This is a genomic window from Streptomyces sp. HB132 (assembly GCF_016909575.1).
In the GTDB taxonomy this organism is placed as follows: Bacteria; Actinomycetota; Actinomycetes; order Streptomycetales; family Streptomycetaceae; genus Streptomyces.
The window spans coordinates 20,883-47,622 of the sequence record NZ_JAFBGA010000013.1 but is presented as its reverse complement, the minus strand read 5'-3'; the positions used below and the strand labels follow the sequence as shown (position 1 = coordinate 47,622).

Sequence of the window (26,740 nt, the reverse complement as noted above, 5' to 3'; positions counted from 1 at the left end):
GGCAGGCCGGTCAGTCGCCGATCAGAGCGTCGACGAAGGCGCCGGGCTCGAACGGGGCCAGGTCGTCCGGCCCCTCACCGAGACCGATCAGCTTCACCGGGACGCCCAGTTCGCGCTGGACGGCGATGACGATGCCGCCCTTGGCGGTGCCGTCCAGCTTGGTGAGGACGATGCCGGTGATGTCGACCACCTCGGCGAAGACCCGTGCCTGGACGAGGCCGTTCTGCCCGGTCGTGGCGTCGAGGACGAGCAGGATCTCGTCGAGCGGCCCGTGCTTCTCCACGACCCGCTTGACCTTGCCGAGCTCGTCCATCAGGCCGGTCTTGGTGTGCAGCCGGCCCGCGGTGTCGATGAGCACCACGTCGGCACCCTCGGCGATACCTTCCTTCACCGCGTCGAAGGCGATCGAGGCGGGGTCGCCGGCCTCGGGGCCGCGCACCGTGCGGGCGCCGACCCGCTCGCCCCAGGTCTGGAGCTGATCGGCGGCGGCGGCACGGAAGGTGTCCGCGGCGCCGAGCACGACGCTGCGGCCGTCGGCGACGAGGACCCGGGCGAGCTTGCCCGTCGTGGTCGTCTTGCCGGTGCCGTTGACCCCGACGACCATCACGACACCGGGTGTCCCTTCGCCGCCCTCGGTCCTGACCTCACGGTCGAATTCGGGGCCGAGCAGAGCGACGAGCTCCTCGCGCAGCAGGGCGCGCAGTTCGTCGGGCGTACGGGTGCCGAGGACGCGGACCCGCTCGCGGAGCCGCTCCACCAGCTCCTGGGTGGGAGCGACGCCGACATCGGCGGTCAGGAGGGTGTCCTCGATCTCCTCCCAGGTGTCCTCGTCGAGGTTGTCGCGGGACAGGAGCGTGAGCAGCCCCTTGCCCAGGGAGTTCTGCGACCGGGCGAGCCGGGCGCGCAGCCGCACCAGCCGGCCGGCGGTGGGCTCGGGGACTTCGAGCTCGGGGATCTCCGGCTCGATGACGGGGGGTTCCGCGACGGAAGTCCCGTCGCCGGGGAGACCGACCTCCTCGGTGGTGCGCCGCGCTTCGTCGCGCGGCGCCTCGGCTTCCTCGCCGACACGGGGCTCGGCGGGAGGAGTGATGGTCGGCGTGCTCGACGGCGCCGAGGGCGGCAGCTGCTTCTTCTTGCGGCTGCTGACCACGAGCCCGCTGATCAGGCCGACCGCGACCAGGGCGATGACTACAGCAAGGATGACGATTTCCATAACGTGTCCAGTATCGGCCACGACTGCGGCCCGGCGCGGTCGCTGGCGACGGCGGACACCGAGCGAAGGGTCGGTATGCCACGTTTGGGGGTAAAGGTACGCTGCTGCCCGTGGAGAACCGCGGCCTGGATCCCGTCCCCGATCACGAGCGCACCGGCCGGGTCCGCGCCCTCTTCCCCACCTGGGTGACGGCCAACATGACGGTGCTGCTGCTGACCGTCGGAGCCGGGCTCACCGTCTTCAACGGCCTGAACCTCTGGCAGGTGCTGGCCGTGGCGGTCACCGCCCCCGCGCTCTCGTTCGGACTGGTCGGCCTGGTGTCCGTCGCGGGCAAGCGCGGCGGGGCACCCGGCATGGCGCTGTCCAGGGCGGTCTTCGGACAGCGCGGCAATCTCTTCCCCGGAGCCCTGCTGTGGGTGGTCCGCTGGGGCTGGGAGACCGTGAACGCGGTCACCGGCTCGTACGCCGTCCTGGCCGTACTCGATCTGCTGTTCGGCATCCGGAGTACCCACTCCTTGATCCTCGTGACCCTGACGGCCTTCGTCGCCGCGAGCTTCCTCGTCTCGGGGCTGGGAATCCGAGCGCTGCGGGTGTGCTCCCGGGTCTCCGTGTGGCTCTTCGGGAGCACGAGCCTCCTCGTCCTGGTCCACCTGACGGGCTCGACCCCTTGGCGGACCGTCCTGGACCGGCCGCCGGGGCCGGCGGCGATGATGATCGCCGGGATCGGGACATTGGTCGCCGGGGGCCTCAGCTGGGTTCCCTCGGCACCGGACTTCGCCCGCTACCTGCCGCACTCGGCGTCCGGCCGGGCGATGGTCGGCGCGGCCGTGGGAGGGGCCTTGGTGACGGTTCTGCCGATGGTCATGATGGGCGCGGTGATGGCGGTGAGCGCACCGCACCTGGCCGTCACGAAGGACCCCGTGGCGTTCATCGGCGAGTTGCTGCCGCGGTGGATCTCGGTTCCCTACCTCCTGACCGCCGTCGTCGGCATGACGCTGATCAACGCCATGTCGATGTACTCCGCCGGCTTCACCGCCCAGACGCTCGGATTCTCGGTCCCCCGCGCCTGGGCCGTGGGCGTGAACGCGACGATCAGCCTGCTGCTCGGCGGAACGCTGATGATGGTGGCGACCAGTTTCATCGATACGTTCCTCTCCTTCCTGACGCTGCTCGGCGTGACGTTCTCCGCCTGGATCGGGGTCTTCGGGGTGGATCTGCTGCGCGGCCGTACGTACGACTCCGCGGCGCTCATGGACACCACTCCCGGCAGCGGCTACTGGTACACGGCCGGGTTCAGCCGGCCGGCGACGGGCGCCTGGGGCGCGGCGCTCGTGACCGGGCTGCTGTTCACCGACGTGGAGTGGTTCAGCGGCCCGCTCGCCGCCACCTGGACCGGGCGCAACGGTCTGGGCTGGGCGGCCACGATCATCGTCTCGGCGGGGGTGTACGCGGCGCTGCCGCGGCCGGCGGACGGGACGGGCGGGGCCCCCGTCCGGTTCTGACTCCACGTCGGCCGGACGGGCGCGGGGCGGCGGGACACCGGACCGCTCGGGCCCGGAGCAGAACGCTGCCCCGGGCCGGCATGGGCCGGTCCGGGGCAGCGGGTCGAGGAGAGGGGCAGCGGGGATCAGCCCATCTCCTCCAGCGCCTTGCCCTTGGTCTCCTTCACGAACTTGAGCACGAAGGGGATCGAGAGCACGGCGAAGCAGGTGTAGATGATGTAGGTGCCGGAGAGGTTCCAGTCGGCGAGGCTCGGGAAGCTCGCGGTGATCGCCCAGTTGGCGATCCACTGCGCGGAGGCGGCGACGCCGAGAGCGGCGGCACGGATCCGGTTCGGGAACATCTCACCGAGGAAGACCCAGACCACGACACCCCACGAGAGTGCGAAGAAGAGCACGAAGACGTGGGCGGCGATCAGGGCGACGGTGCCCTGGGTGGTCGGCAGCTTGCCGTCGACCAGGTCGGCGGAGAAGGCCCAGGCCTCGAAGGCCAGGGCGACCGCCATACCGACGGATCCGATGAGCGCGAGCGGCCTGCGGCCCACGCGGTCCACCAGGATCATGGCGATCACGGTGCCGATGATGTTGATGATCGACGTGGTGAACGAGTAGAAGAACGAGTCGGTCGGGTCGATGCCGACGGACTGCCAGAGCGTCGCCGAGTAGTAGAAGGCGACGTTGATGCCGACGAGCTGCTGGAAGACCGACAGGCCGATACCGACCCAGACGATCGGCAGGAAGCCGAAGCGGCTGCCGAGCAGGTCGCTGAACTTGGACTTGTGCTCACGGCGCATGGCCGTCTCGATCTCGTCGACGCGAGCGTCCAGGTCGACGCTCTTGCCCTCCACCTCTTCGAGGATCTTCCGGGCGCGGTCCCTCTTGCCGACGGAGATCAGAAAGCGCGGGGACTCGGGGATCACGAAGGACAGGAGCCCATACAGGACCGCGGGCAGGACCATCACCCCGAGCATCCACTGCCAGGCCTCGAAGCCTGCGATCTCGCCCCGCTGGTCGCCGTCGGCGATCTGCAGGATGCCGTAGTTGACCAGCTGTGAGATGGCGATGCCGATGACGATGGCGGCCTGCTGGAAGGACCCGAGGCGGCCACGGTAGGCGGGCGGCGAGACCTCGGCGATGTACGCCGGGCCGATGACAGAGGCCATGCCGATCGCGAACCCGCCGATGATCCGCCACATGGCGAGGTCCCAGAGGGCGAACGGCAGCGCGGAGCCGATGGCGCTGATGGTGAAGAGCACCGAGGCGATCTGCATACAGCGGATGCGGCCGATCCGGTCGGCGATGCGTCCCGCCGTGGCCGCGCCGATGGCACAGCCGATCAGGGCGATGGCGATGACCTGCGCCAGCGTCCCTGACCCGATGTCATAGCGGTCACGGATGGCCTCGACCGCACCGTTGATCACGGAGCTGTCGTAGCCGAAGAGGAAGCCGCCCATAGCTGCGGCTGCCGTGATGAAGATGACATGGCCGAGATGGTCCGGGTGGGCCCCTCGGGCTCCGGACTCGGGTCCGTGCGCTGTGCTGGTCACATGAACTCCTGGTACCTGGCCGCGACGTCAGGTGTGGGGGGTGAGCCCTCCCAGTGGCGCACAACTTCCAGCCGACCACCACTTGAAGGTAAAAACAACATTGCCGAGGTTATGCGTTCAAGTTTCGAAGTCAAGACCCGGGAGGGGGTGAAGCAGTCCCTCACAAGTACCCAGGAACACCCAAAAGGTGCGTTGAAGTGTTGAAGATTCAGTAAAGGCGGTGTGACTACCTGTCAGCCGATGTCCGGGGGCCTCGGCTGAGCCGCTGGCTGATCACCTTGGAGACACCGTCGCCCTGCATCGAGACGCCGTACAGCGCGTCGGCGACCTCCATCGTCCGCTTCTGGTGTGTGATCACGATGAGCTGGGAGCTCTCCTGGAGCTCCACCATGATGCGGATCAGACGCTGGAGATTGGTGTCGTCGAGCGCCGCCTCGACCTCGTCCATCACGTAGAACGGGCTCGGTCTGGCCTTGAAGATGGAGACCAGCAGGGCAACGGCCGTAAGGGATCGCTCGCCGCCGGACAGCAGCGAGAGCCGCTTGACCTTCTTGCCCGGCGGCCTCGCCTCGACGTCGAGACCGGTCGTCAGCATGTTGTCCGGGTCGGTGAGTACGAGACGGCCCTCACCGCCCGGGAACAGCCGGGAGAACACGCCCTCGAACTCGCGGGCGGTGTCGCGGAACGCCTCGGTGAACACCTGCTCGACCCGCTCGTCGACCTCCTTGATCACCTGCATCAGGTCGGCCCGGGTCTTCTTCAGGTCTTCGAGCTGCTCGGAGAGGAACTTGTGCCGTTCCTCCAGGGCCGAGAACTCCTCCAGGGCGAGCGGATTCACCTTCCCGAGTTGCTGATACGCCCGTTCGGCCGCCTTCAGCCTCTTCTCCTGCTCGGCCCTGACGAACGGCTTCGGCTGGTTGCGCGGATGCTCCGGGTCCGCCGGAAGCTCCTCGCCCTCCGCGGCCGGGGACGGCTGCACCAGTTGTTCCGGCCCGTACTCGGCGGCCAGACCGGCCGGCTCGACGCCGAACTCCTCCAGCGCCCTGGCCTCCACCTGCTCCATGCGCAGCCGCTTCTCGGCCCCGAGCACCTCGCCCCGGTGCACCGAGTCGGTGAGCCGGTCGAGTTCGCCCTTGAGGTCACGGCCCCGGCCGCGTTCGGCCGCCAGGTCCCGCTCGCGCTCGGCCTTCGCCGCCTCGGCCCGGGTCCGTTCCTCCTCCGCCCGTACGACCGAGACCTCGACATGGGCGAGCAACTGCCGGGCTCCCGAGGCCACGGCGGTGGCTACCGCGGCCTCGTGGCGCAGCCGGGCGCGGCGCTGCTCGGCGCGGGTGCGTGCCTCCCGTTCGGCACGCGCCCCGCGGTCGAGGGCGTCGGCCCGTCCGGCCAGCGCCTTGACCCTTTCCTCGTGGGTACGGGCCTGGAGTCGGGCCTCCATCTCGGTCTGGCGCGCGTTGGCGCCGTCTGCGGCCAGCCTGTCCCGCACGGAGCTGTCTGGCTCCTCCTCCACGGGGGTCTCCTCCGCGACCAGCAGTCGCTCCGCCAGCTCCTCGACCTCCTCGGTGGCCCGCTCCAGCGCCTCCTGCGCCCGGGAGGCGGAAGCCGTCATCCGCTCGGCCTCCCCGGCCGCGCCACGGGCCTGCCCGGCCAGCCGCCCGAGCTGCTGTGCCACCCCGGACTTCTCCCGCTCGGCGGCCCGGCGTCTCTCCCCCAGTTCCTCCACCATGGCCGCGCTCCCGCCGCGGCGTCCGGCGGCCGCGCCCTGGGCCGAGGCGAGTTGCTCGCAGCGCACGGCGAGCTCGGCCAGCTCACCGGCCGCCTCGTCGACGGAGGCCTGGACCTCCAGCAGGCTGGGTGCCCCGGCGGATCCGCCGTGCGCGAAGTGCGCGCCCAGCACGTCACCCTCGGTGGTGACGGCGGTCAGCCCGGGATGGGCGGCGACCAGTTCCTCGGCGTCCTCCAGGGTGCCGACGACGACCATGTCCCGCACCAGTCTCCGCACGGCGGCCGTCAGTTCGGCGGGGCCGTGGAGCAGCCCGGCGACGGTGGGTGCGGCGCATTCCACGGTGGCGGCGTCGGCGGCGGACCGGCCCGCGGACGTGCCGTGGTCCGCCGCACAGGCCCCGGAACCGTGCTCGGCGGCGGGTACTCCGGTTCCGTGCTCCGCGGCGCGGGCGCCCGGGGCGGGTGAGCTGACGGCCGCGGGGCCGTGATCCGCCCCGGACGCCTGCCCGGGTACCTGGGCCGCAGGGGAACCGGCGGTCCCGGCCGGTCGTTCCGTGCCCTGCGCGGGCACCTGACCGGACCCCGCGCCGCCCGGCACCAGCGCCGCGCGTCCCGCGTCCTGTTTGCGCAGCAGACGGATCGCGTCCGCCGCCGTGGCCGGATCCGTCACCGCGACGGCGTCTGCGGCCACTCCGAGCGCCGCGGCCACCGCGACCTCGTACCCCGGGGCCACCGTGACCAGCTCCGCGACCGGCCCGAGCAGTCCGGAGAGCCGGTCGCCCGCGCCGAGCAGGACGCCGGTACCGTCCTTGCGCCGCAGCCCCAGCGACAGCGCCTCGTGCCGGGCGGAGACCGCGGCGCGGCTGCGTTCGGCCGCGGTGACCGCGTCGCGGGCCGCGGTCAGGGCGGTCTCCGCCGCGACGAGCTCCTGCTTGGCGGCCTCGTGCCGCTCGGCCAGCTCGGCGTCGCCCGCGTCCAGACCTTCGACCTCCGCCTTGAGCTGCTCGTACTCCTCGTGTGCGGCGACCGCCCGGTCCCGCGCCTCGTCCCGCGAAGCGGCCAGCCGGTCGATCTCGGCCTGTGCCGAACCGGCACGGCTGCGGGCCGCGTTGACCTGCCCGCTGAGCCGGGCGAGCCCTTCGCGCCGGTCGGCGATGGCGCGGGCCGCGTCCCTGAGTCTGCGCTCCTCGGCGGCCAGCTCCCGCTCCAGTTCGGCACGGTGCGCGGTGGTGTCCTCCAGGGCGTGCTCCGCCGCCTCGAGTGCCGCCTCCAGCTCCGCCTCCTGCTCGCGGATCCGGGCGGCCTCACGCTCCATGTCCTCCGGGTCCCGCCCGCGCCGCTCCTCCTCCGGCGCGGCGGTGGCGCTCTTCACCCGGGCTTCGGCCAGAGAGATCGTGCCCCGCACGCGCTCGGCCAGCTGAGAGAGCTCGTACCAGCTCTGCTGGGCCCGCTGCAGCCGCGGGGCCAGTCGGCGTACCTCGTCCTCCAGGTCCGCCTCGCGGGCGAGCGCCGCCCGGAGCTCGGTCTCCGCGGCTTCCCTGCGCTGCTTGAGGGCGGCTTCGTCGGCGATCTCGCCGCGCAGCGCCTCCCGCAGCCGCACGAGGTCGTCGGCCAGGAGCCGCAGCCGGGCGTCCCGCAGGTCGGCCTGGATGACGGCGGCGCGGCGGGCCACCGCGGCCTGTCGGCCCAGCGGTTTGAGCTGGCGCCGGAGTTCGTCGGTGAGGTCCTGGACGCGGGCGAGGTTGGCACCCATCGCCTCCAGCTTCCGGAGCGCCTTCTCCTTGCGCTTGCGGTGCTTGAGAACACCCGCTGCCTCTTCGATGAACGCGCGGCGCCCCGTCGGATCGGCGTGCAGGACCGAGTCGAGCCGGCCCTGGCCGACGATGACGTGCATCTCCCGTCCGATACCGGAGTCCGAGAGGAGTTCCTGGATATCGAGCAGACGGCAGGTGTCCCCGTTGATCTGGTATTCGCTGCCGCCATTGCGGAACATGATCCGGGTGATGGTCACTTCGGCGTACTCGATGGGTAGCGCACCGTCGGAATTGTCGATGGTCAGCGACACCTCCGCGCGGCCCAGTGGCGGCCTTCCCGTCGTACCGGCGAAGATCACGTCTTCCATCTTGCCGCCGCGCAGGGATTTGGCCCCCTGCTCGCCCATGACCCAGGAGAGCGCGTCCACCACATTGGATTTGCCCGAACCGTTGGGACCGACGACACAGGTGATCCCCGGTTCGAACCGCAGGGTGGTGGCGGAGGCGAACGATTTGAAACCGCGGAGGGTCAGGGCCTTGAGGTGCACGCCGCCGGACTCTACCTTTCACTCTCGGTTTCACCGTTGAAGGTGCAGGGCACATCAGACGGTAAGCCAAGAGCGATAGGCCGACGACGGCCCCGGGGGGAAAGAAAAAAGGGACGCCGGAGCGTCCCTTGTCATTCCTGCACGGTGCTGCTGTGCAGTCCTACGAGCACAGCCTTGCGTGACGGATCGCGAGCGGACCGGATCACGTGCAATTCCAGGTGTCCAGGACGACGATCCGTGACGAAGACTTCGATGGTTGATCCCGAGCGGCTGGCGTGTGGCCCGACCGGCCCCGGCAGGGCCTTACGGTCAGGTCAGCGCGGGCTCCGCCTGGGGTACGTCGATGTCGATGCTGTCGAGCAGCGACTCTTGGTGCTGGGCGGCGGCGTTGAGCGCGTCGTTCTCGTCCTGGATCCGTGTGAGCTCGGTTTCCAGGTCCTGGACACGCTTCTGAAGCCGTCGCATCTCGGCGAGGAGTCGCGGATCGGAACCGCCGACGTAACCGAGAAGCGCCTTTGCCATGATGGATGGTCCTCCACACTGAGTGACCGACCGATGCGGTGTGGGTCGTGGTCGTGAGGGAATCGCACCCGCGGTGCTCGGCAGTGCTCTCTTTCCACTGCTGTTCTGCTGTTTCCAGCCCTGCCGAACAGCTACGGTGCGCGGGGTTTTCAGCGTCTCACCAAAAAGTTTGACGGTCAACACGATCACACGCCAGCGGGCCGGGTGACCCGGGGGTGCGCGGCCCGACGATCATGCTGCGCGACTCTCCTGCGGGTTCCCGAAGGACGTGGAGATCTTCGTCAATCCCGCAGCCTGGCATGGTGCACGCCTCTTGGCAACCACGTACCGGGCCAGCTTGTTCCGCAGGTCATTTCGGGTGTGAGCCCATAGGCCGACCGGCGGACCGCCACTCGCCGCCCTCGCGCACACAGCGGTTTCGGACCGTGTTTCCCGGTCGCGGTCAGCGGATCGCGAATCCTTCATATCCCCCGCGGGGGGTGTCCCAGATCTCAGTGACACCGTCCACGCGTCCGGGTGTGTCGTCGGAGCCGAGCCAGTCGAGCAGGCGGTGGCAATTATCACGCGGCCCCTCGGCCACCACCTGCACCCGGCCGTCGTCGAGATTGAGTGCGAAGCCGGTGAGCTTTCCGATCTCCAAAGCGTTTTCCCTGGTGAACCAGCGGAACCCTACTTGCTGTACTCGACCGCGTACCCATACGACGAGTCGTGCATCTTCGTTCATGCCCGAACGCTAACCGGCCAATTACTCAAGCGGCACGCCGCCCCAATCAGCCATGGCGTATGGTCCCCTCGCAATAGCTTCACCCGTACGGGTGAGTTTGATCTTGAATACGGTGACGTCGGAACGACGCCCGGAGCACGAGGAAGGCACAGCGCATGGGACGGCATCGACGCGCAGGCGCGGCCCCCGCCGCTGAGCAGCACGCGGCGAACCCGGAAGGCGTGCACCGCGGTGCACGCCGGAAGAAGCGGGCCGGCATGCCCGTGCGCGCCGGACTCCTCGGAGTGTCCGCGGCCGTGGCCGTCGGAGCCGTAGCCGTCGCCTCCGGCCTGCTGCCGGGCGGCGGCGGCTACGACGTGAGCGGCGGCGGGACCTCGGGCCAGGTCCATGCCGGTGGTGCTCCCGACCTGCTGACCCAGGGCGAGTCGTCCGCAAAGCCGACCGGACGCACCTCGGCCTCCGCGTCGGCCGAGGCCGACCGGGGTTCCGGCCGTTCCACCGCGCCGTCGAAGTCCCCCTCGGCCTCACCGACCGAGAAGCCGAGCGCCAAGCCGTCGGCCACCGCCTCGAAGACGGCGACGAAGACGCCGGAACGGACGAAGGCACCGGCCGCGGAGCCGAGGAAGACCAGGACTGCCGAGCCCGCGTCGAAGACCCCCGCCGCCCCGAAGCCGTCGTCGGCCCCGCCGAGCAGCAAGGCCCCCGCCCCGGCGAGCCCCTCCGCCCGGACCGCCGTGCTCGACCTGGTCAACCAGGAACGCGCGAAGGTCGGCTGCAGCCCGGTCACCACCAGCGCCTCGCTGACCGCGCTCGCCCAGGACTTCAGCGAGGACATGGCCGCCCGGGACTTCTTCGGCCACACCGACCCGGACGGGGCGACCCCCTGGGACCGTGCCGCCGAGGCCGGCGTGCAGGGGCTGGGCGGCGAGAACATCGCCCGCGGCCAGGCCGACGCCCAGGCCGTGATGGACGCCTGGATGAACAGCGACGGACACCGCGCGAACATCCTCAACTGCGACTACAAGACGCTCGGTGTCGGAGTGCACCTCGGTTCCGGCGGCCCCTGGTGGACCCAGGACTTCGGCTTCTGACGCGTGCGGCCGCCGAGCCGTACCGAGGACCCGGCCGAGCTCACCCCGCGGGCCTACGGACGTGCCCCTTTCCGCCATGCACCGATGGAACCCGCGAGACCGGGCGTCCGACCCGGTGCGCACGGAGCCCATGGGCAGCTCCACGTCGTGGCACCGGGCTGACCCCACCGCGCGGCCCGGACGACACCGGGTCCGGCGCGAGCGGGACGGCGGTCGTGACCCGCTGGGCCCACCTGTGCAGCGCTCACCAGGGGTGAGCGCTGCACAGGCGTAAGCTGGCGGTCATGGCAGAGGCAGCGGCGGAATCCGTACCCGACGGCGGCGATCCGCCGTTCGACGTCTTCTCGCGGCAGTGCTTGTCGCGCGGGACGCTGGAGCACGTGACGGGCCGCTGGGGCGGTCTGACCCTGAGCGCGCTGCACGAGAGCGGCGCGCGCTTCAACGAGCTGCGCCGCCGGGTCGACGGCGTCAGCGAGAAGATGCTCTCCCAGACACTGCACGCGCTGGAGCGGGACGGGCTCGTCCACCGCGAGGCCCGGCTGACCAATCCGCCGCGCGTCGACTACGACCTGACGGCCCTCGGCCGCGAGGTCGCGGGACGGCTGGTCGACCTCATCCAGCTCGTGGAGGGCCGGATGCCCGAGGTCGTCGAGGCGCGGTGCCGGTACGACGCGGCGCACCGGCCCTGAGCGGGAAGCGTCAGGAGATCCGCGGCGGACGCTGGCAACGCGGGCAGAAGTAGCTGGAGCGGTTCATCCACGGCCGTCGGCGCATCGGCGTACCGCAGCGGCGGCAGGGCTCGTCCTCACGTCCGTACGCGTCCAGCGACCGGTCGAAGTAGCCGGACTCCCCGTTCACGTTGACGTACAGGCTGTCGAAGCTGGTTCCGCCCTGGTCGAGGGCCTCCCGCATCACGTCCCGGATGTGGCCGAGCAGCTCCGCCGTCCTCGGGCGGGTCAGCGTGGCGGTCGGCCGCTCGTAGTGCAGTCTGCTGCGCCACAGCGCCTCGTCCGCGTAGATGTTGCCGACGCCGCTGATCAGGGACTGGTCGAGCAGGGCGCGCTTGACCGTCGTACGGCGCAGGCGCAGCGCCAGGTGGAAGGCGTTGTCGTCGAAGGCCGGGTCCAGGGGGTCGCGCGCGATGTGCGCGATGACGACGGGCAGCCCGTCGGGGGTGTTGTCGTGCAGCGAGAGCCCGCCGAAGGTGCGCTGGTCGACGAAGCGCAGCTCGGTGCCGAGGGCGTCGCCGAAACGGATCCTGATCCGCAGGTGCTTCTCGTCGGCCGCCTCCTCGGGCTGGACGAGCAGCTGCCCGCTCATGCCGAGGTGCCCCAGGAGCGAGGACTCCGCGTCGTCGAGGGGGACCCAGAGGTACTTGCCACGGCGCATCGCCGTGCCGAAGCGCAGGCCGCGGAGCCGGGCCGCGAAGTCCGCGCCACCCCCGAGGTGCCGGCGTACCGCTCGCGGATGCAGGACCTCGACGGCTTCCACGGTGCGCCCGGCGGTCCAGCGTTCCAGACCGCGCCGCACGACTTCGACCTCGGGCAGTTCGGGCACGGTGGGCACTCCTTCGAGGGGAACGGGACAGCGGAAACCCCCCGGTGCGCGGAGGCACCGAGGGGTTTCCGGATCACTCAGGCCGGAGCGGCGTCCGAGTGCGGCGACGGGTCGGCAGGGGTGTCGGCGGCCCCTCCGTCGGCGGCGGCCTCGGCCACCGCCTCCCGTGCTTCCGCGGCGGCGCTGATCTCGCGCCAGGCGGACTCCGCCGCCTGCTGCTCCGCTTCCTTCTTGCTACGGCCGGTGCCGGTGCCGTACGAGACACCACCGACGCGAGCAGCAGCAGTAAAGGTCTTCTCGTGATCGGGTCCGGTCTCCGTGACGAGGTACTCGGGGACTCCGAGGCTCTCGCTCGCGGTGAGCTCCTGGAGACTGGTCTTCCAGTCCAGGCCGGCTCCGAGGTTGGAGGACCTGTCGATCAGCGGGTCGAAGAGCCGGTGAACCAGCTCCGAGGCCGCGCTGAGGCCCTGGTCGAGATAGACGGCGCCGAGCACCGCTTCAAGGGTGTCGGCGAGGATGGAAGCCTTGTCCCGGCCACCCGTGCCCTCTTCACCGCGGCCGAGCCGGATGAAGGAGCCGAGTTCGAGGCCGCGGCCCACTTCCGCAAGTGCACGCGAGTTGACCACCGCGGCCCGCAACTTGGCCAGCTGGCCTTCGGGCAGGTCGGGGTGGGTGCGGTACAGCGTGTCCGTGACCACCAGTCCGAGCACGGAATCCCCGAGGAACTCCAGCCGCTCGTTGGTGGGCAGACCGCCGTTCTCGTACGCGTACGAACGGTGGGTCAGCGCACGCACCAGAAGGGCGGACTCGAGGTGATACCCGAGCCGCCCTTCCAGAAGCGTGTGGGACGAGGCTGTGTTGATGTTGTCTGCCTGCTTCTTGGCGCTGGACAACTCAGACATCGGGCCTCTCACCAGCCGCTCAGACCTCGAGGACCTGGCGCTTGTTGTAAGTGCCGCAGCTCGGGCACGCAATGTGCTGGAGCTTGGGCTCCTGGCAACGCTCGCACGAAACCAGGGTGGGGACCGCAGCCTTCCACTGCGACCGGCGGTGGCGCGTGTTGCTGCGCGACATCTTCCGCTTCGGAACAGCCACGGCTACTTCTCCTGCTTCTCGTCGACGCCAGGTTCGGCGCCGCCCATGTTGTCCTTCTCGCCGTCCTGAACGGTCTCGGCGAGTCCTTGCAGTGCCGCCCAACGGATGTCGGCGACGTCGTGGTGGTGGTCCGGATTCTCGTCCAGCCTGATTCCGCACTCGGAACACAGACCGGCACAGGTCTCCTTGCACACCGGCTGCAGCGGCAGTGCGAGCACCACCGCGTCACGCAGCACAGGCTCGAGGTCGAACGAGTCGTCCTCGAGAAAGAACCTGTCCTCGTCGTCCTCGGCGTCGTCGACCGGGTCCGCGGTCCTGCTGCGGTTCCGGTCATCGGCGTCAGGGTACGAGAACATCTCCTGGAAGTCCGCTTCGACCTCGATGGCCAGCGGCTCCAGACACCTTACGCACTCCCCTTCGGCCGTCGCACGGGCGGTGCCTGTGACGAGCACCCCTTCCATGACCGATTCGAGGCGGACGTCCAGCGCCAGGGGCGCGTTCTCCGGCACACCGATGACACCGTCGATGCCGAGGTCCTTCGGTGCTTCCGCCGTGCGGGTCAGCCGCTTCATGGCACCAGGACGCCGACCCAGCTCGCGCGTATCGAACACGAGAGGGCTGCGGTGGTCGAGGTGGCCGTTCAGGGCTTTTCCTGCTTTCGAAATCATGTGCGTGGTGCGGCTTCGGGAGGGCCGTCCCCGGTCCTGGTGGAAAGAGGGCAGCCGGGATCGCGGACATACACGCGACCGAAGAGCAAGGATACTGGACGTACCGCCCAGCTCCCAATCCGGTACGGACCGCTCCGGTCAGCGGCCCTGTTCGTAGCGGCGCAGCTGTTCCAGGTCGATCATGCTGGTGTCGAAGAGGCTGGTCTCGTCGAGCGCGCTCTCACCCTGCTGCGCCGGAACCTGGCCCTGCTGCGGCCAGCCGTACTCCTGCTGGTTCTGCTGCTGGTTCGGGTCGTACGCCTGCTGCTGGTAGGCGTACGGATCGGGCTGCTGCTGGTAGGCGGCGTAGGAACCGTCCTGGAGCTGCTGGTCCTGGTAGCCGTACGTCTGCGCGTACTGCGGCTCGGCCTGGGCCGGGAAGCCGGGCTGCGCGGGGTCCGTGTAACCGGCCGCCGGCGCGTAGTCCGGCTGAACGGGCTCGGCGTACGAGTGCTGCTGGGCCGCCTGCCGCGGCTCTGGGGTGGCGAGCTCCGCCAGGCCGGCCCAGTGGTCCTCGTCGCTGGTGTGCCGGCCGCCGCCGGCGGCGTCCTGGGCCGCCATGTGCGCGCCGAGGTCGTCGGTGGCGACCCGGCCGTGCAGCTTCTGGCGGCCCCGGCCGACGGCCTCCAGGGTCTTGGCCAGCACCGCCTCGAAGGCGCCGAGCTTGGTGTCCACGTATTCGTCGGCGCGCCTGCGGAGCGTCTCCGGGTCGGCGCTGCGCTCGGGTGCCTCGGCGAAGTCGGGGTCCTGGTAGCCCTGCTCGTCGATGCCCTCGCTGCGGCCCAGGAGCTTCTCGCGGCCCCGGTCGACGGAGCCGATGGTCTTGGTGAGGACGACCTCGAAGTTGGCGAGCTTGCTGTCGACGTACTCGTCCGCCTCGCCGCGGACCTCGTCGGCCTCCCTGCGGGCGTCGGACAGGATCCGGTCCGCCTCGGCCTGGGAGCGCTGGGCGACCTCGGTGCCGGAGATGAGGGAGCCGCGCTCCGCGCGTGCCGACTCGACGATCCGCTCCGCCTCCTGCCTGGCCTGCTCGACGAGCTGCTCACGGCCGCCGATCAGCTCTTCGGCGTGGGCGAGCGAGCCGGGCAGGGCCTCGCGCACCTCTTCGAGCATCGCGAGCAGTTCGGCCCGGTTGACCACACAGGACGCCGACATGGGCATGGACCGGGCGTTCCCGACCGTTTCGACGATCTCGTCGAGCTTCTTCTGCACGTCCACCGTGTGCTCGCCACTCTCTGCTGCTGTTGGAGACGGACGGGACGACTGTAAGGCCAGTCGCCTCCCGTCCGACACCTGGTGACGGACGGTCAGCGCCTCACTTCTGGCCGAGACGGTCCACGAGGGCGTCGTGGACCGTCGGCGGCAGCAGGTGCGCCACGTCACCGCCCCAGGTCGCGACCTCCTTGACCAGGGAGGACGACAGGAAGCTGTAGGTCGGGTTCGTCGGCACGAAGAGCGTCTCGACCCCGGAGAGGCCGTTGTTCATCTGGGCCATCTGCAGCTCGTAGTCGAAGTCGCTGACGGCCCGCAGGCCCTTCACGATCGCCGGGATGTCGCGCTGCTTGCAGAAGTCGACGAGCAGACCGTGGAAGGACTCGACCTCGACGTTGCCGAAGTCTGCGGTGACCTCACGGATCATCTCGATCCGCTCGTCGACCGTGAACAGACCCTTCTTGGACTGGTTGATCATCACGGCGACGTGCACGACGTCGTACAGCTTCGAAGCTCGTCCGATGATGTCGAGATGTCCGTTGGTGATGGGGTCGAACGACCCCGGACAGACGGCGCGGCGCAACGTGATCCCCTCGCTCTCCGGTGCGGTCATCGTGCGTCTTCGCACGTAGAGGCGGCGCGACCGTACCAGAACGTGGCCTCGCCGTAGCGGCGTGCCCGCTGTGGTTCGAATCCGTCGGGCCAGTTGAATTCGCCGCCCCTGGTGCTCCGTTCCACCGTGACGAGAGCATCGCCCGTGAGCCACCCCTGAGCACGGAGTGTGAGGAGGATCTCCCCAAGATCGCCGTCGGTCACGGCGTACGGCGGATCGAGGAAGACCACGTCGTACGGTTCGGAGGGTGCCGGTCCCGTCACGATCTGTTCTGCTTTGCCCACGCGGAATTCGGCGCCGGGCAGACCGAGGGTCCGGATGTTGTCGCGGACGGTACGGGCGGCCTTGGCGTCGGCCTCCACGAGCAGGGCGTGGGCCGCTCCGCGGGAGAGTGCCTCAAGACCCACCGCGCCGGAGCCCGCGTACAGGTCGGCGACACGGATGCCGTCGAGCGTCCCCAGGAGCGCTTCCCAGGTGGAGAACAGGGCCTCGCGCGCACGGTCGGAGGTGGGGCGGGTGCCGGTGCCGGGCGGGACGGCCAGGCGGCGTCCGCCGGCCGAGCCGGCGATCACGCGGGTCATGGGCTTTCGTTCCTCGGGTCGCGGGCGGCACACCGGGCGGAACGTGTGCCGTGCTCCCCACGATATGGCGTCACCGGGGATCCGCCCGGTCACCCCTTGTCGAGGTACTCCTCCCGGTCCTTGTCGAGCAGGGCGTCCAGCGCGGTGCGCAGCTCCGGCAGCCGCTCGAGCCCGGGATCGTCGGCCACGACGCGGACGGCCTCCTCGCGGGCCGCCGCGATGACCTCCTCGTCGTCGATGACGCTGAGCACGCGCAGGGAGGAGCGGACACCGGACTGCGCCTGGCCGAGGACATCGCCCTCCCGACGCTGTTCGAGGTCGATGCGGGACAGCTCGAAGCCGTCGAGGGTGGCCGCGACGGCGGAGAGTCTGGCCCGGGCGGGGCTCGCCTCGTGGGCCTCGCTGACGAGCAGGCAGAGGCCGGGGGCGCTGCCACGGCCGACCCGGCCGCGGAGCTGGTGCAGCTGGGACACCCCGAAGCGGTCGGCGTCCATGATCACCATCGCGGTGGCGTTGGGGACGTTCACCCCGACCTCGATGACCGTGGTGGCGACCAGGACGTCGGCCCGACCGGCGGCGAACCGGCGCATGACGTCGTCCTTGTCGTCGGGGTGCATCCTCCCGTGCAGCACCTCGATCCGGAGGCCGGTGAGCGCGCCCTTGCGGAGCTGGTCGGCGATCTCCAGCACCGCGAGCGGCGGGCGCTTCTCCGCGTCGTCCTCGGGGGCGGCCTGCTTCTTCGGAGCCTTCCCCTTCTTGTCGCCCTCCTCGTCGGCGTCGTCCCCGATGCGGGGGCAGACCACGTACGCCTGGTGGCCGTTCTCCACCTCCTCGCGTACGCGTTCCCAGGCGCGGCTGAGGAAGTGGGGCTTGTCCTTGGCGGGTACGACATGACTGGCGATGGGCGACCGGCCGGCCGGGAGCTGGTCCAGGACGGAGGTCTCCAGGTCCCCGAAGACGGTCATCGCGACCGTGCGGGGAATGGGTGTGGCCGTCATGACGAGCAGGTGCGGCGGCTGCTTCCCCTTGGAACGCAGCGCGTCGCGCTGTTCCACGCCGAAGCGGTGCTGTTCGTCGACGACGACCAGACCGAGATCGTGGAACTGCACCTTGTCCTCGATCAGCGCGTGGGTGCCGATGACGATCCCGGCCTCCCCCGTGACGAGGTCGAGGAGTGCCTTCCGGCGGGCCGCGACGCCCATCGAGCCGGTGAGCAGGACGACCTTCGTGCCCAGGTCGGAGCCTCCGAGCATTCCTCCCTCGGCGAGCTCGCCCATCATCTCGGTGATCGACCGGTGGTGCTGCTGGGCCAGCACCTCGGTGGGCGCGAGCATCGCCGCCTGACCGCCCGCGTCGACGACCCTGAGCATGGCCCGCAGCGCGACGAGTGTCTTGCCGGACCCGACCTCGCCCTGGAGCAGCCGGTGCATGGGGTGTTCCGTCGCGAGGGCGCCGAAGATCTCCTCGGTGACCTTCTGCTGGCCCTCGGTGAGGGTGAAGGGGAGTGTGGCGTCGAAGGCGTCCAGCAGACCGCCGGGGACGGGCCCTCGTGCCACTGCGGGGAGCTGGGTGTCGGCGTACCGGCGGCGGGCGAGCGCGACCTGGAGGACGAATGCCTCGTCCCAGCGCAGTCTGTCCCGGGCGGAGGCGATGTCCGCCTTGGTCTGCGGCCGGTGGATCCGGAGCAGCGCCTCGGGCAGGGGGACGAAGCCACGCCCTTCGCGCAGCGCGGGAGGCAGCGGGTCCACCGCCTCCCGCGCGCTGGGCAGGACCGTGTCGACGGCCTTGGCGATCCGCCAGGAGTCGAGCTGCTTGCAGGCCGGGTAGATCGGCAGCAGCTGTCCCGCGAAGGCGTCGACGGCGTCGGTCGCCTCGCTCTCGTCCTGCGCGTCGAGGAGTTGGTAGGTGGGATGGGCGAGCTGCATCTTCCGGTTGAACACGGAGGCCTTGCCCGCGAACATCGCGCGCCGCCCCGGAAGCAGTTCCTTGTGCGGCTTGTGGACGCCGTGGCCGAAGAAGACCAGCTGGAGCCTGCCGCTCCCGTCGGTGAGGGTGACCTCCAGCCGTTTGCCCCGGCCGTTGTTGAACATGATGATCCGCGCGTCGGCGACCTGTGCCACGACCGTCACGTGCTCGTCCAGCGGGAGCTCGGTGAGCGCCGTGAGACGGCCCCGCTCCTCGTAGCGCCGCGGGTAGTGGTGCAGCAGATCACCGACCGTGTGCAGGTCGAGGTGTTCGGCCATCACCTTCGCGGTGGCTCCGCCGAGCAGCTTCTTCAGGGGTTCATCGAAAGCGGACACGTGGTCCATTGCACACCACGTCACTGACAGGCGTCGCAGGACGCAGCGCGGCGACGTGTCACTCGACGCCGATCAGCAGGGGCGCCGCCTGGTGACCGCCCCGGTAGACGACCGTGTCGACGGCGAGGTAGCCCTCGCGGACGTGCGCGCCCAGCTCGTCGGCCAGGGCGTCGGGTACGTCCTCCCCCAGGATCAGGGTGACGAGTTCGCCGCCCGCCGACAGCATGCGGTCCAGGACCGTGCGGGCCGTGCCGGGGACGTCCTCACCGATGACTGCGACGTCCCCGTCGATCAGGCCGAGGATGTCGCCGGCCTGGCAGATGCCCGCCATGGTCCACGACTGCCTCTCGGCGACCGCCAGTTCGGCGTACCGGGTGGCGCCGGCCGCCGATGTCATCGCCACGACGTCCTCGTCGAAACTGCGGCCGGGTTCGTGGACGGCGAGCGCGGCGATGCCCTGGACCGCGGCACGGGTGGGGACCAGGGCGACGCGGATGCCTTCGGTCCTGGCCTGTTCGGCTGCCGCGGCGGCGGTGTGGCGCAACTGGGCGTCATTGGGCAGCAGGACCACTTCGCGGGCGTGGGCCCGGCGGATGGCGTCGACGAGTTCGCCGCTGGCGGGCGGCTCCCCGGGGCGGGCCAGCACGGTGGTCGCCCCGGCCTCGGCGCACAGTCCGGAGAGTCCGTCGCCGGGGACCACCACGACGACCGCGCGCTGGACGGGTTCCCGGTGGGCGGAGCCCCGGTCGGCGGCGAAGTGGGTGATCCGGATCCGGTAGGGCCGGCCGGCCTCGACCCCGGCCTCGACGGCCGCACCCGCGTCGTCGACATGGACGTGGACGTTCCACAGGCCGTCGCCGCCGACCACGACGAGGGACTCCCCCAGGGCGTCCAGCCGGCTCCGCAGCCGGGCGACCGCCTCGTCGGAGGCTTCCAGCAGGTAGATGACCTCGAAGGCCGGGCCGCCCTCCGGGTCCGCGTCCGCGCAGTCGCCGGTCAGGGGCAGGAGGTCGGGGGCGGGCAGGACGGCGCGCTCCCGCGCCTGTCCGCCGACCGCTTCCAGCAGCGCTCCGAGCACGGTCACCAGGCCCTGCCCGCCGGCGTCCACGACGCCCGCCCGCCCGAGGACGGCGAGCTGGCCGGGGGTGGCGGCCAGGGCTGCCCGTGCCCCTTCGTACGCCGCCTCGACCACGTCCTCGAGGCGGGCGCCGCCGTCCGTGGCCCCGGCCGCCTCGGCGGCGGCGGTGGCGACGGTGAGCACCGTGCCCTCGACGGGGTGGGCGACGGCCAGCCGTGCCGCGGCGGCCGCCTCCGCCAGTGCGACCCGCAGGTGATGCGCGTCACCCGACTCGGACAGCACCGAAGCCATGCCGCGCAGCAACTGGGCCAGGATGGTGCCGGAGTTGCCTCGCGCGCCGATCAGCGCGCCGTGCGCCATGGCCCGTACGGCGTCGGCGGGATCGGGCGTGGTGGAGCCCGTCTCGTGGGCGGCGAAGACCGCTTCGACGGCTGCGGCCGCCGACTCGACGGTGAGGTACAGGTTGGTTCCGGTGTCCCCGTCCGCGACCGGGTAGACGTTGATGGCGTCGATGGCCTCGCGCTCCCGGCCGAGGGTCTCCAGGGCCAGTGAGCACCAGGTGCGCACCGCGACGGCGTCGAGATCGTCGGGGGACTGCGGCACCGGTGGTCCTCCTTGGGGACGGCCGTGGGGGGCTGGCTGCACCGCAGGGTAGCCGTCGTGCGCGGGTCCGGCGGGCGGAGGTGCGGGGCGGAGTGCCCGGGGTGCCGTGGTAGTTTCGTATCTCCGACGCAGCCGTTGTATGCTGCTTCGGTTGCCCGACGAGAGTCGGGACATTCCTCCGGTACCGCCACTTCAGTAAAATGATTCCGGCGCGCCGGAATTCACTGTAAGTGCATCTGAAGTTTTGGAGTGACCCGTGGCTGCCAACTGCGACGTTTGCGGCAAGGGGCCGAGCTTCGGCAACAGCATTTCGCACTCGCACCGCCGTACGTCCCGTCGCTGGAATCCCAACATCCAGCGCGTGCGTGCCGTGGTCGGGCGGACGCCGAAGCGGCTCAACGTCTGCACCTCGTGCATCAAGGCCGGCAAGGTCGCGCGCTGACGTCCCCGTCGTAGCGCAGCCTTCCGGTTGCCCAAAAAGCCGGTCCACCTCGGTGGACCGGCTTTTTGCTGTGCTTCACCGGGCAGCGCGGGAGAGCCAGCCATGGTCGACGGGGCCGATGCCGCTTCCCAGCGCGAAGCCGGCCCTGATCGCGCCGGTGACGTACTCCTTCGCGCCCCGCACCGCGGCGGGGACGTTCTGGCCGCGGGCGAGTCCGCACGCGATCGCGGAGGCCAGGGTGCAGCCGGTGCCGTGGGTGTGCCGGTTGTCGTGCCTCGGTGCGCGCAGCCAGTGCTCCTCGCGGCCGTCGGTCAGGAGGTCCACGGCGTCGCCCGGGAGATGACCGCCCTTGATCACCACCCAGCGCGGTCCGTGGCCGAGGATCTCGGCGGCGGCCAGGCGCATCCCCTCCTCGTCGGTGACGGTGACCCCCGTGAGCTGGGTCACCTCGTCGAGGTTCGGGGTGGCGACCGTGGCGACGGGCAGCAGCTTCGTGCGTACGGAGTCGAGGGCTTCGGTGGCCAGCAGCGCGTCCCCGTGTTTGGAGACCCCGACGGGGTCGACGACGACGGGTACGCCGGTGCCCGCGAGGAGTTCCGCGACGGCGTCGACGAGCACGGCCGATGACAGCATGCCGGTCTTCACCGCCTGGACGCCGATGTCGTCGACGACGCTGCGGTACTGGGCGCGTACGGCGTCCACCGGAAGCTCCCAGGCGCCCTGCACGCCCAGCGAGTTCTGGGCCGTCACCGCGGTGAGCACGCTCATCCCGTGGACGCCGAGGGCCAGCATCGTCTTCAGGTCGGCCTGAATGCCCGCACCGCCGCCGGAGTCGGAGCCGGCGACGGTGAGGACACGGGGCGGTATCGGGGCGGGTGCGGTCATGCCCCGGAATCTACTGGGCGTCCTCGATGGTTCCGAAATGGTCCCAGCCGCCCTTGCTCGTCCAGGGCGCCCCGTCGACGGTGACCTGGGGCAGCGCCGAAGGGTTGAGGACCTCTCCGATGACCTTCCAGCGGGCGGGGAGCTTGGCGTCGGACGGGAAAGTCGCCACGATCGCGTGGTCCTCTCCCCCGGTGAGCACCCACTGCAGCGGGTCGACCCCGACGGCCTGTCCGATGTCGGACATCTGCGAGGGGATGTCGATGAGCCCGGACCGCAGGTCGATGCGGACCTTGCTGGCCTCGGCGATGTGTCCGAGGTCGGCCACGAGCCCGTCGCTGACGTCGGTCATGGCCGTGGCGCCGAGCCCGGCCGCCGCGGGGCCCGCGTGGTACGGCGGTTCGGGGCGCCGGTGGGCCTCGACGAAGGCACGCGGCGAGCGGAACCCCCGGGAGAGTACGGCGAATCCGGCAGCGGACCAGCCGAGCCAGCCGGTGACGGCCACGATGTCGCCGGGCCGTGCGCCGCCACGGGTGACGGGTTCGTGGTTGCGCAGGTCGCCGAGTGCGGTGATCGCGACGGTGATGGTGTCGCCGCCGACGACGTCACCGCCGACCACCGCCGCACCGGCGACCTGGCATTCGTCGCGCAGCCCGTCCATCAGTTCGGCGGCCCAGGTGACCGGGAGGTGGGCCGGGACCACGAGGCCGAGGAGCAGCGCGGTGGGCACGGCGCCCATGGCCGCGATGTCGGCGAGGTTCTGGGCGGCGGCCTTGCGGCCGACGTCGTACGCCGTCGACCAGTCGCGGCGGAAGTGCCGCCCTTCGAGCAGGATGTCCGTACTGGCCACGACCCTGCGGTCGGGAGCGGCGACGACCGCGGCGTCGTCGCCGGGTCCCAGCCGTACCGCCGGAGTGGTGGTGAGCCGGGAGGTGAGCTCTCTGATGAGCCCGAACTCCCCCAACTCGCCCACGGTTCCCTTCACCGAGTCTCACCTCTCATCTATCGCACCGGACACCCGTCCGGGCTGCTTCAGCGGCCGGAGGTCCGGACCGTGGGCGCACGGCCCACGGAAGCCGGCGGCCCTGGGACGTGCAGACATCACCGTCCCCCTTCCGCACCGGTGGGCTTGCGGTCGCGAGCCCGAACTGCTGTCGGTACCGTCGAGGGATACGTCAACTTGTGTGGTGCGTACGCCACGCTGGGGGCGTCAACCGGCCCGTAGGTCTCCCCGCGGCCCGCGGCAACGCGATAACGTGGCGTCCCTTTCCCCCACATGATCCTCGTGGCCGCCCTGGAGGTTCCGTGGTACAGGCGTACATCCTTATCCAGACCGAGGTGGGCAAGGCGTCGATCGTCGCCGAGACCATCGCCAAGCTCCCGGGAGTGATCCAGGCAGAGGACGTCACAGGCCCCTACGACGTGGTGGTGCGCGCGCAGGCCGACACGGTCGACGCGCTCGGCCGCATGGTGGTCGCCAAGGTCCAGCAGGTGGACGGCATCACGCGTACCCTGACCTGCCCGGTCGTCCACCTCTGACCCCTGTCTACGCTGGTCCGGTGACTCACACCCGCCGCCGGTCCCCCCGATCCCGTGCTCTCGCCCCGTCCGCCGCCCTGCTCGTCCTGGCCGTGGCGGGCTGTTCCTCCGGCGGTGCCCAGCCCTCGGTGGCGGTTCCCGCACCGCCGTCGGAGGCCGCCGGGTACTGCGGGAAACTGCACGAGGAGCTGCCGGAGACCGTCGCCGGGCTGGAACGGAGTGATCCCTCACCGGACTCGGACCTGACCGCCGGTTGGGGGGACGGGGCGATCGTACTGCGCTGCGGCGTCCCCCGGCCCGCGAAGATGGACGATTCCCAGTCCAAGGCCGTCGACGCGGACGGCGTCAACTGGCTGCTGGAGCAGCGCGATGACGCCGGACCGCGCTTCACGACCACCTACCGCAAGGCGTACGTCGAGGTGACGCTCGGGATCGAGTACGCCCATGACATCACCCCGTTGTCCGCGTTCGCCGTACCCGTGAGGAAGACGGTCCCCGACAGTCTCTGAGTGCCGCCTCGCACGAGGCGGCACCCAGAGGGTCAGCGCAGACCGGTGGAGCGGTTCAGAGCGGCCGCGATCAGCCGGTCGACCAGCTCCGGGTACTCCACGCCGCTCGCCTGCCACATACGGGGGAACATCGAGATCGGGGTGAAGCCTGGCATGGTGTTGATCTCGTTGATCACGAACGAGCCGTCCTCGGTGAGGAAGAAGTCGGCGCGCACCAGGCCCTCGCAGGCGGCCGCCTCGAAGGCCTCCACGGCGAGCCGTCGCACCTCGGCGGTCTGCTGCTCCGTGAGTGGTGCGGGAACCAGTCCCGCCGCCGAGTCGATGTACTTGGCCTCGAAGTCGTAGAAGTCGTGCGCGGTGACGGGCGGGATCTCCGCGGGCACGCTGGCACGCGGTCCGTCCTCGAACTCCAGCACACCGCACTCGATCTCCCTGCCGCGCAGCAGGGACTCCACGAGGAACTTGGGGTCGTGCCGGCGGGCCTCGTCGATCGCCTCGTCGAGCCCGGCCGCGTCGTCGACCTTGGTGATGCCCATGGAGGAGCCGCCACGGGCGGGCTTGACGAAGAGCGGCCAGCCGTTCTCGGCCGCGAATTCCATGATGCGCTTGCGGGCGGCGGGGCGGTCGGACTCCCACTCCCGGGGGCGGATGACCTCGTACGGCCCGACCGGCAGCCCGAAGGAGGTGAACACCCGCTTCATGTACTCCTTGTCCTGGCCGACGGCCGAGGACAGGACACCCGCGCCGACGTAGGGCACGCCGGAGAGCTCCAGGAGCCCCTGGAGCGTGCCGTCCTCGCCGTAGGGGCCGTGCAGCACGGGGAAGACGACGTCGACCTCGCCCAGGACCGTGGGCACCGAACCGGGCTCACCCACGACGACGTCGCGGTTGCCGGGGTCGACGGACAGCGTGACCGTGCCCTGCCCGGACTCGGCCAGCTGGTCCACGTCGGGCACCTGCCGGTCCGCGATGGCCATGCGGGCCGGATCGTCGGACGTGAGGGCCCAGCGTCCGTCCCTGGTGATGCCGATCGGCAGGACGTCGTACTTCGTCCGGTCGATGGCGCTCATGATGGCACCGGCCGTGACGACCGAGATGCCGTGTTCGGAGCTCCGGCCGCCGAACACGACGGCCACGCGCGGCTTGCGGCCCTGCTCGGAGCTCAGCGGGCTCTCAGTGCTCTGGGGGAGGTTCTGGCTGCTCATATCGCGTTGAGCGTACCTGCTGGTAGGGCTCGAGTCAGCGTCGCTCGGGCTTGGCACTGCGCGACATCAGCTCCTTGACCGCGACCACCGGCGGCTTGCCCTCGTGGACGATGCCGACGACCGTTTCGGTGATCGGCATGTCGACCCCGTGCCTGCGCGCCAGATCGAGGACGGATTCACAGGACTTGACGCCCTCGGCGGTCTGCCGCGTGACGGCGACGGTCTCCTGGAGCGACATCCCGCGCCCGAGGTTGGTACCGAAGGTGTGGTTGCGCGACAGCGGGGACGAGCAGGTCGCCACCAGGTCGCCGAGACCGGCGAGCCCGGAGAAGGTCAACGGGTCGGCGCCCATGGCGACACCCAGGCGGGTGGTCTCGGCGAGTCCGCGGGTGATGAGCGAGCCCTTGGTGTTGTCGCCGAGGCCCATGCCGTCGGCGATGCCCACGGCGAGGCCGATGACGTTCTTGACGGCGCCGCCGAGTTCGCAGCCGACCACGTCGGTGTTGGTGTAGGGCCGGAAGTACGGGGTGTGGCAGGCGGCCTGGAGACGCTGGGCCACGGACTCGTCCGAGCACGCCACGACGGCCGCGGCGGGGCGGCGCTCGGCGATCTCCTTGGCCAGGTTGGGACCGGTGACGACGGCGATGCGGTCCGCGGTGACCCCGGTGACGTCCTGGATGACCTCGCTCATCCGCTTGGCGGTGCCGAGTTCGACGCCCTTCATCAGGGAGACGAGGACGGTGCGGGACTCCAGGTGCGGTGCCCAGTCGGCGAGGTTGGCGCGCAGCGTCTGCGAGGGCACGGCCAGGACCGCGAAGTCGGCTCCGCGCAGCGCCTCGGCCGCGTCGGTAGTGGCCCGGACCGAGGCGGGAAGCTCAATTCCCGGCAGGTAGTCCGGGTTGGTACGGGTCGTGTTGACGGCCTCGGCGACCTCGGCGCGGCGGCCCCAGAGGGTGACCTCGCAGCCGGCGTCGGCCAGGACCATGGCGAAGGCCGTACCCCATGAGCCGGTTCCGAAGACGGCCGCCTTTGCGGGGTGCGTCACGTCGATCCCTTTCCCTCTGCCTTGCGCCGCTGTTCAGCGCGGGCCTTACGGTGATCGTAGAGCTCGGCGGGGGCCTTCTCGCCGCGCACCTCCTCGAGCTGGCCGGTGATCGCGGCCATGATGGTCTCGGTCGCCTCGCGGAGGATCTCGGGCGTCGGCTCGAGTCCGTAGTAGCGGGAGAGGTCGACCGGCGGTCCGGCCTGGACCCGCAGTGTCTTGCGGGGGAACAGCCGGAGCTTGTTCTCCCGGGCGTAGGGCGGCATCGCGAGGTTGGCGCCCCACTGGGCGACGGGGATGACCGGTGCCTTGGTCATCAACGCGACCCGGGCGGCACCGGTCTTGCCGGCCATCGGCCACATTCCGGGGTCGCGGGTGAGCGTGCCTTCCGGATAGAAGGCGACGCACTCGCCCCGCTCGATGGCGTCGACGGCGGCACGGAAGGCGTCGAGCGCGTTGGTCGTCTCGCGGTAGACGGGGATCTGACCCGTGCCGCGCAGGATCATTCCGACGAAGGGCGTGCGGAACAGTCCGGCCTTGGCGAGCAGCCGGGGCACGCGTCCGGTGTTGTACTGGAAATGCCCGTACGACAGCGGATCCAGATACGAGTTGTGATTGACCGCGGTGATGAATCCACCATCGGCCGGAATGTGTTCCATTCCCCGCCAGTCCCGCTTGAACAGAACCACCAGGGGCGGTTTCGCGATGGCCGCCGCCAGGCGGTACCAGAAGCCGATTCTGCGGCGGGACAC

At 70.6% G+C, this 26,740-nt stretch carries 25 protein-coding genes; 6 read left to right on the top strand and 19 right to left on the bottom strand.

Annotation, left to right across the window (positions count from 1 at the left end):
* Positions 1–10: 10 nt before the first annotated feature.
* Positions 11–1,213 carry a signal recognition particle-docking protein FtsY gene (ftsY, locus tag JOC24_RS25035; RefSeq protein WP_205022647.1) on the bottom strand — a complete coding sequence of 401 codons (1,203 nt, stop codon included), beginning with the start codon at positions 1,211–1,213 and terminating at the stop codon, positions 11–13.
* 110 nt (positions 1,214–1,323) lie between these two features.
* Here ftsY and JOC24_RS25030 point away from each other — a divergent pair, with 110 nt between their 5' ends.
* Entirely contained in the window at positions 1,324–2,715 is a 1,392-nt protein-coding gene (locus tag JOC24_RS25030) for a purine-cytosine permease family protein (RefSeq protein ID WP_205022646.1), read from the top strand.
* Between the two features lie 125 nt (positions 2,716–2,840).
* Here the strand turns inward: JOC24_RS25030 and JOC24_RS25025 are convergent, their stop codons facing one another.
* The 4 genes from JOC24_RS25025 to JOC24_RS25010 form a co-directional block, all read right to left on the bottom strand.
* Positions 2,841–4,259, bottom strand: a complete 1,419-nt coding sequence (locus JOC24_RS25025) for a sugar porter family MFS transporter (RefSeq protein ID WP_205022645.1) — start codon at positions 4,257–4,259, stop codon at positions 2,841–2,843.
* 226 nt (positions 4,260–4,485) lie between these two features.
* On the bottom strand, positions 4,486–8,286 hold the full coding sequence (locus JOC24_RS25020; RefSeq protein ID WP_205022644.1) for an AAA family ATPase: 3,801 nt from the start codon (positions 8,284–8,286) through the stop codon (positions 4,486–4,488).
* A 309-nt stretch (positions 8,287–8,595) separates the two neighbouring features.
* Positions 8,596–8,808: a hypothetical protein gene (locus tag JOC24_RS25015; RefSeq protein ID WP_205022643.1), complete on the bottom strand. Its 213-nt coding sequence runs from the start codon at positions 8,806–8,808 to the stop codon at positions 8,596–8,598.
* A gap of 442 nt (positions 8,809–9,250) precedes the next feature.
* Complete coding sequence (locus tag JOC24_RS25010; RefSeq protein WP_205022642.1) at positions 9,251–9,532, bottom strand: acylphosphatase; 282 nt, start codon at positions 9,530–9,532, stop codon at positions 9,251–9,253.
* A gap of 155 nt (positions 9,533–9,687) precedes the next feature.
* Here JOC24_RS25010 and JOC24_RS25005 point away from each other — a divergent pair, with 155 nt between their 5' ends.
* Both JOC24_RS25005 and JOC24_RS25000 read left to right on the top strand, forming a co-directional pair.
* On the top strand, positions 9,688–10,623 hold the full coding sequence (locus JOC24_RS25005; protein WP_205022641.1) for a CAP domain-containing protein: 936 nt from the start codon (positions 9,688–9,690) through the stop codon (positions 10,621–10,623).
* 284 nt (positions 10,624–10,907) lie between these two features.
* Positions 10,908–11,312, top strand: coding sequence for a winged helix-turn-helix transcriptional regulator (locus JOC24_RS25000; protein ID WP_205022640.1), 405 nt, complete (start codon positions 10,908–10,910; stop codon positions 11,310–11,312).
* A 10-nt stretch (positions 11,313–11,322) separates the two neighbouring features.
* Here JOC24_RS25000 and mutM read toward each other — a convergent pair whose 3' ends face one another.
* The 9 genes from mutM to JOC24_RS24955 form a co-directional block, all read right to left on the bottom strand.
* Positions 11,323–12,180: a bifunctional DNA-formamidopyrimidine glycosylase/DNA-(apurinic or apyrimidinic site) lyase gene (mutM, locus tag JOC24_RS24995; protein ID WP_205022639.1), complete on the bottom strand. Its 858-nt coding sequence runs from the start codon at positions 12,178–12,180 to the stop codon at positions 11,323–11,325.
* 77 nt (positions 12,181–12,257) lie between these two features.
* Positions 12,258–13,082, bottom strand: coding sequence for a ribonuclease III (gene rnc / locus JOC24_RS24990; RefSeq protein WP_205022638.1), 825 nt, complete (start codon positions 13,080–13,082; stop codon positions 12,258–12,260).
* A gap of 19 nt (positions 13,083–13,101) precedes the next feature.
* Positions 13,102–13,275 (bottom strand): 50S ribosomal protein L32, encoded by a 174-nt coding sequence (gene rpmF, locus JOC24_RS24985; RefSeq protein ID WP_003965982.1) that lies wholly within the window; start codon positions 13,273–13,275, stop codon positions 13,102–13,104.
* A gap of 2 nt (positions 13,276–13,277) precedes the next feature.
* Entirely contained in the window at positions 13,278–13,943 is a 666-nt protein-coding gene (locus tag JOC24_RS24980; protein ID WP_205022637.1) for a YceD family protein, read from the bottom strand.
* Between the two features lie 138 nt (positions 13,944–14,081).
* Positions 14,082–15,200 (bottom strand): cell division initiation protein, encoded by a 1,119-nt coding sequence (locus JOC24_RS24975; RefSeq protein WP_205022636.1) that lies wholly within the window; start codon positions 15,198–15,200, stop codon positions 14,082–14,084.
* Between the two features lie 97 nt (positions 15,201–15,297).
* Positions 15,298–15,777 carry a pantetheine-phosphate adenylyltransferase gene (gene coaD / locus JOC24_RS24970; RefSeq protein ID WP_205022746.1) on the bottom strand — a complete coding sequence of 160 codons (480 nt, stop codon included), beginning with the start codon at positions 15,775–15,777 and terminating at the stop codon, positions 15,298–15,300.
* A 26-nt stretch (positions 15,778–15,803) separates the two neighbouring features.
* Complete coding sequence (rsmD, locus tag JOC24_RS24965) at positions 15,804–16,388, bottom strand: 16S rRNA (guanine(966)-N(2))-methyltransferase RsmD (RefSeq protein WP_205022635.1); 585 nt, start codon at positions 16,386–16,388, stop codon at positions 15,804–15,806.
* Between the two features lie 89 nt (positions 16,389–16,477).
* Positions 16,478–18,697: an ATP-dependent DNA helicase RecG gene (recG, locus tag JOC24_RS24960; protein ID WP_205022634.1), complete on the bottom strand. Its 2,220-nt coding sequence runs from the start codon at positions 18,695–18,697 to the stop codon at positions 16,478–16,480.
* Positions 18,698–18,746: 49 nt separating this feature from the next.
* Positions 18,747–20,369, bottom strand: a complete 1,623-nt coding sequence (locus JOC24_RS24955) for a DAK2 domain-containing protein (protein WP_205022633.1) — start codon at positions 20,367–20,369, stop codon at positions 18,747–18,749.
* A gap of 256 nt (positions 20,370–20,625) precedes the next feature.
* Here JOC24_RS24955 and rpmB point away from each other — a divergent pair, with 256 nt between their 5' ends.
* On the top strand, positions 20,626–20,811 hold the full coding sequence (gene rpmB, locus JOC24_RS24950; protein WP_003965989.1) for a 50S ribosomal protein L28: 186 nt from the start codon (positions 20,626–20,628) through the stop codon (positions 20,809–20,811).
* 75 nt (positions 20,812–20,886) lie between these two features.
* Here the strand turns inward: rpmB and thiD are convergent, their stop codons facing one another.
* Positions 20,887–21,696: a bifunctional hydroxymethylpyrimidine kinase/phosphomethylpyrimidine kinase gene (gene thiD / locus JOC24_RS24945; protein WP_205022632.1), complete on the bottom strand. Its 810-nt coding sequence runs from the start codon at positions 21,694–21,696 to the stop codon at positions 20,887–20,889.
* Positions 21,697–21,706: 10 nt separating this feature from the next.
* Positions 21,707–22,678 carry a thiamine-phosphate kinase gene (locus tag JOC24_RS24940; protein WP_205022631.1) on the bottom strand — a complete coding sequence of 324 codons (972 nt, stop codon included), beginning with the start codon at positions 22,676–22,678 and terminating at the stop codon, positions 21,707–21,709.
* A 320-nt stretch (positions 22,679–22,998) separates the two neighbouring features.
* On the opposite strand from JOC24_RS24940, the gene JOC24_RS24935 reads away from it, so the two are divergent.
* The gene (locus JOC24_RS24935) at positions 22,999–23,232 is read left to right on the top strand and encodes an Lrp/AsnC ligand binding domain-containing protein (protein ID WP_014153840.1); all 234 of its coding nucleotides are present in this window, start codon (positions 22,999–23,001) and stop codon (positions 23,230–23,232) included.
* 20 nt (positions 23,233–23,252) lie between these two features.
* Positions 23,253–23,741 (top strand): DUF3515 domain-containing protein, encoded by a 489-nt coding sequence (locus JOC24_RS24930; protein WP_205022630.1) that lies wholly within the window; start codon positions 23,253–23,255, stop codon positions 23,739–23,741.
* A 32-nt stretch (positions 23,742–23,773) separates the two neighbouring features.
* Here JOC24_RS24930 and JOC24_RS24925 read toward each other — a convergent pair whose 3' ends face one another.
* The 3 genes from JOC24_RS24925 to JOC24_RS24915 are packed head-to-tail and all read right to left on the bottom strand — an operon-like array spanning position 23,774 to position 26,740.
* The gene (locus JOC24_RS24925) at positions 23,774–24,946 is read right to left on the bottom strand and encodes a D-alanine--D-alanine ligase family protein (protein WP_205022629.1); all 1,173 of its coding nucleotides are present in this window, start codon (positions 24,944–24,946) and stop codon (positions 23,774–23,776) included.
* Positions 24,947–24,980: 34 nt separating this feature from the next.
* A complete protein-coding gene (locus tag JOC24_RS24920; RefSeq protein ID WP_205022628.1) occupies positions 24,981–25,991 on the bottom strand; it encodes an NAD(P)H-dependent glycerol-3-phosphate dehydrogenase in 1,011 nt (336 codons plus the stop codon).
* Positions 25,988–26,740, bottom strand: a complete 753-nt coding sequence (locus tag JOC24_RS24915) for a lysophospholipid acyltransferase family protein (RefSeq protein WP_205022627.1) — start codon at positions 26,738–26,740, stop codon at positions 25,988–25,990. Before JOC24_RS24915 ends, JOC24_RS24920 begins: the two co-directional genes overlap by 4 nt.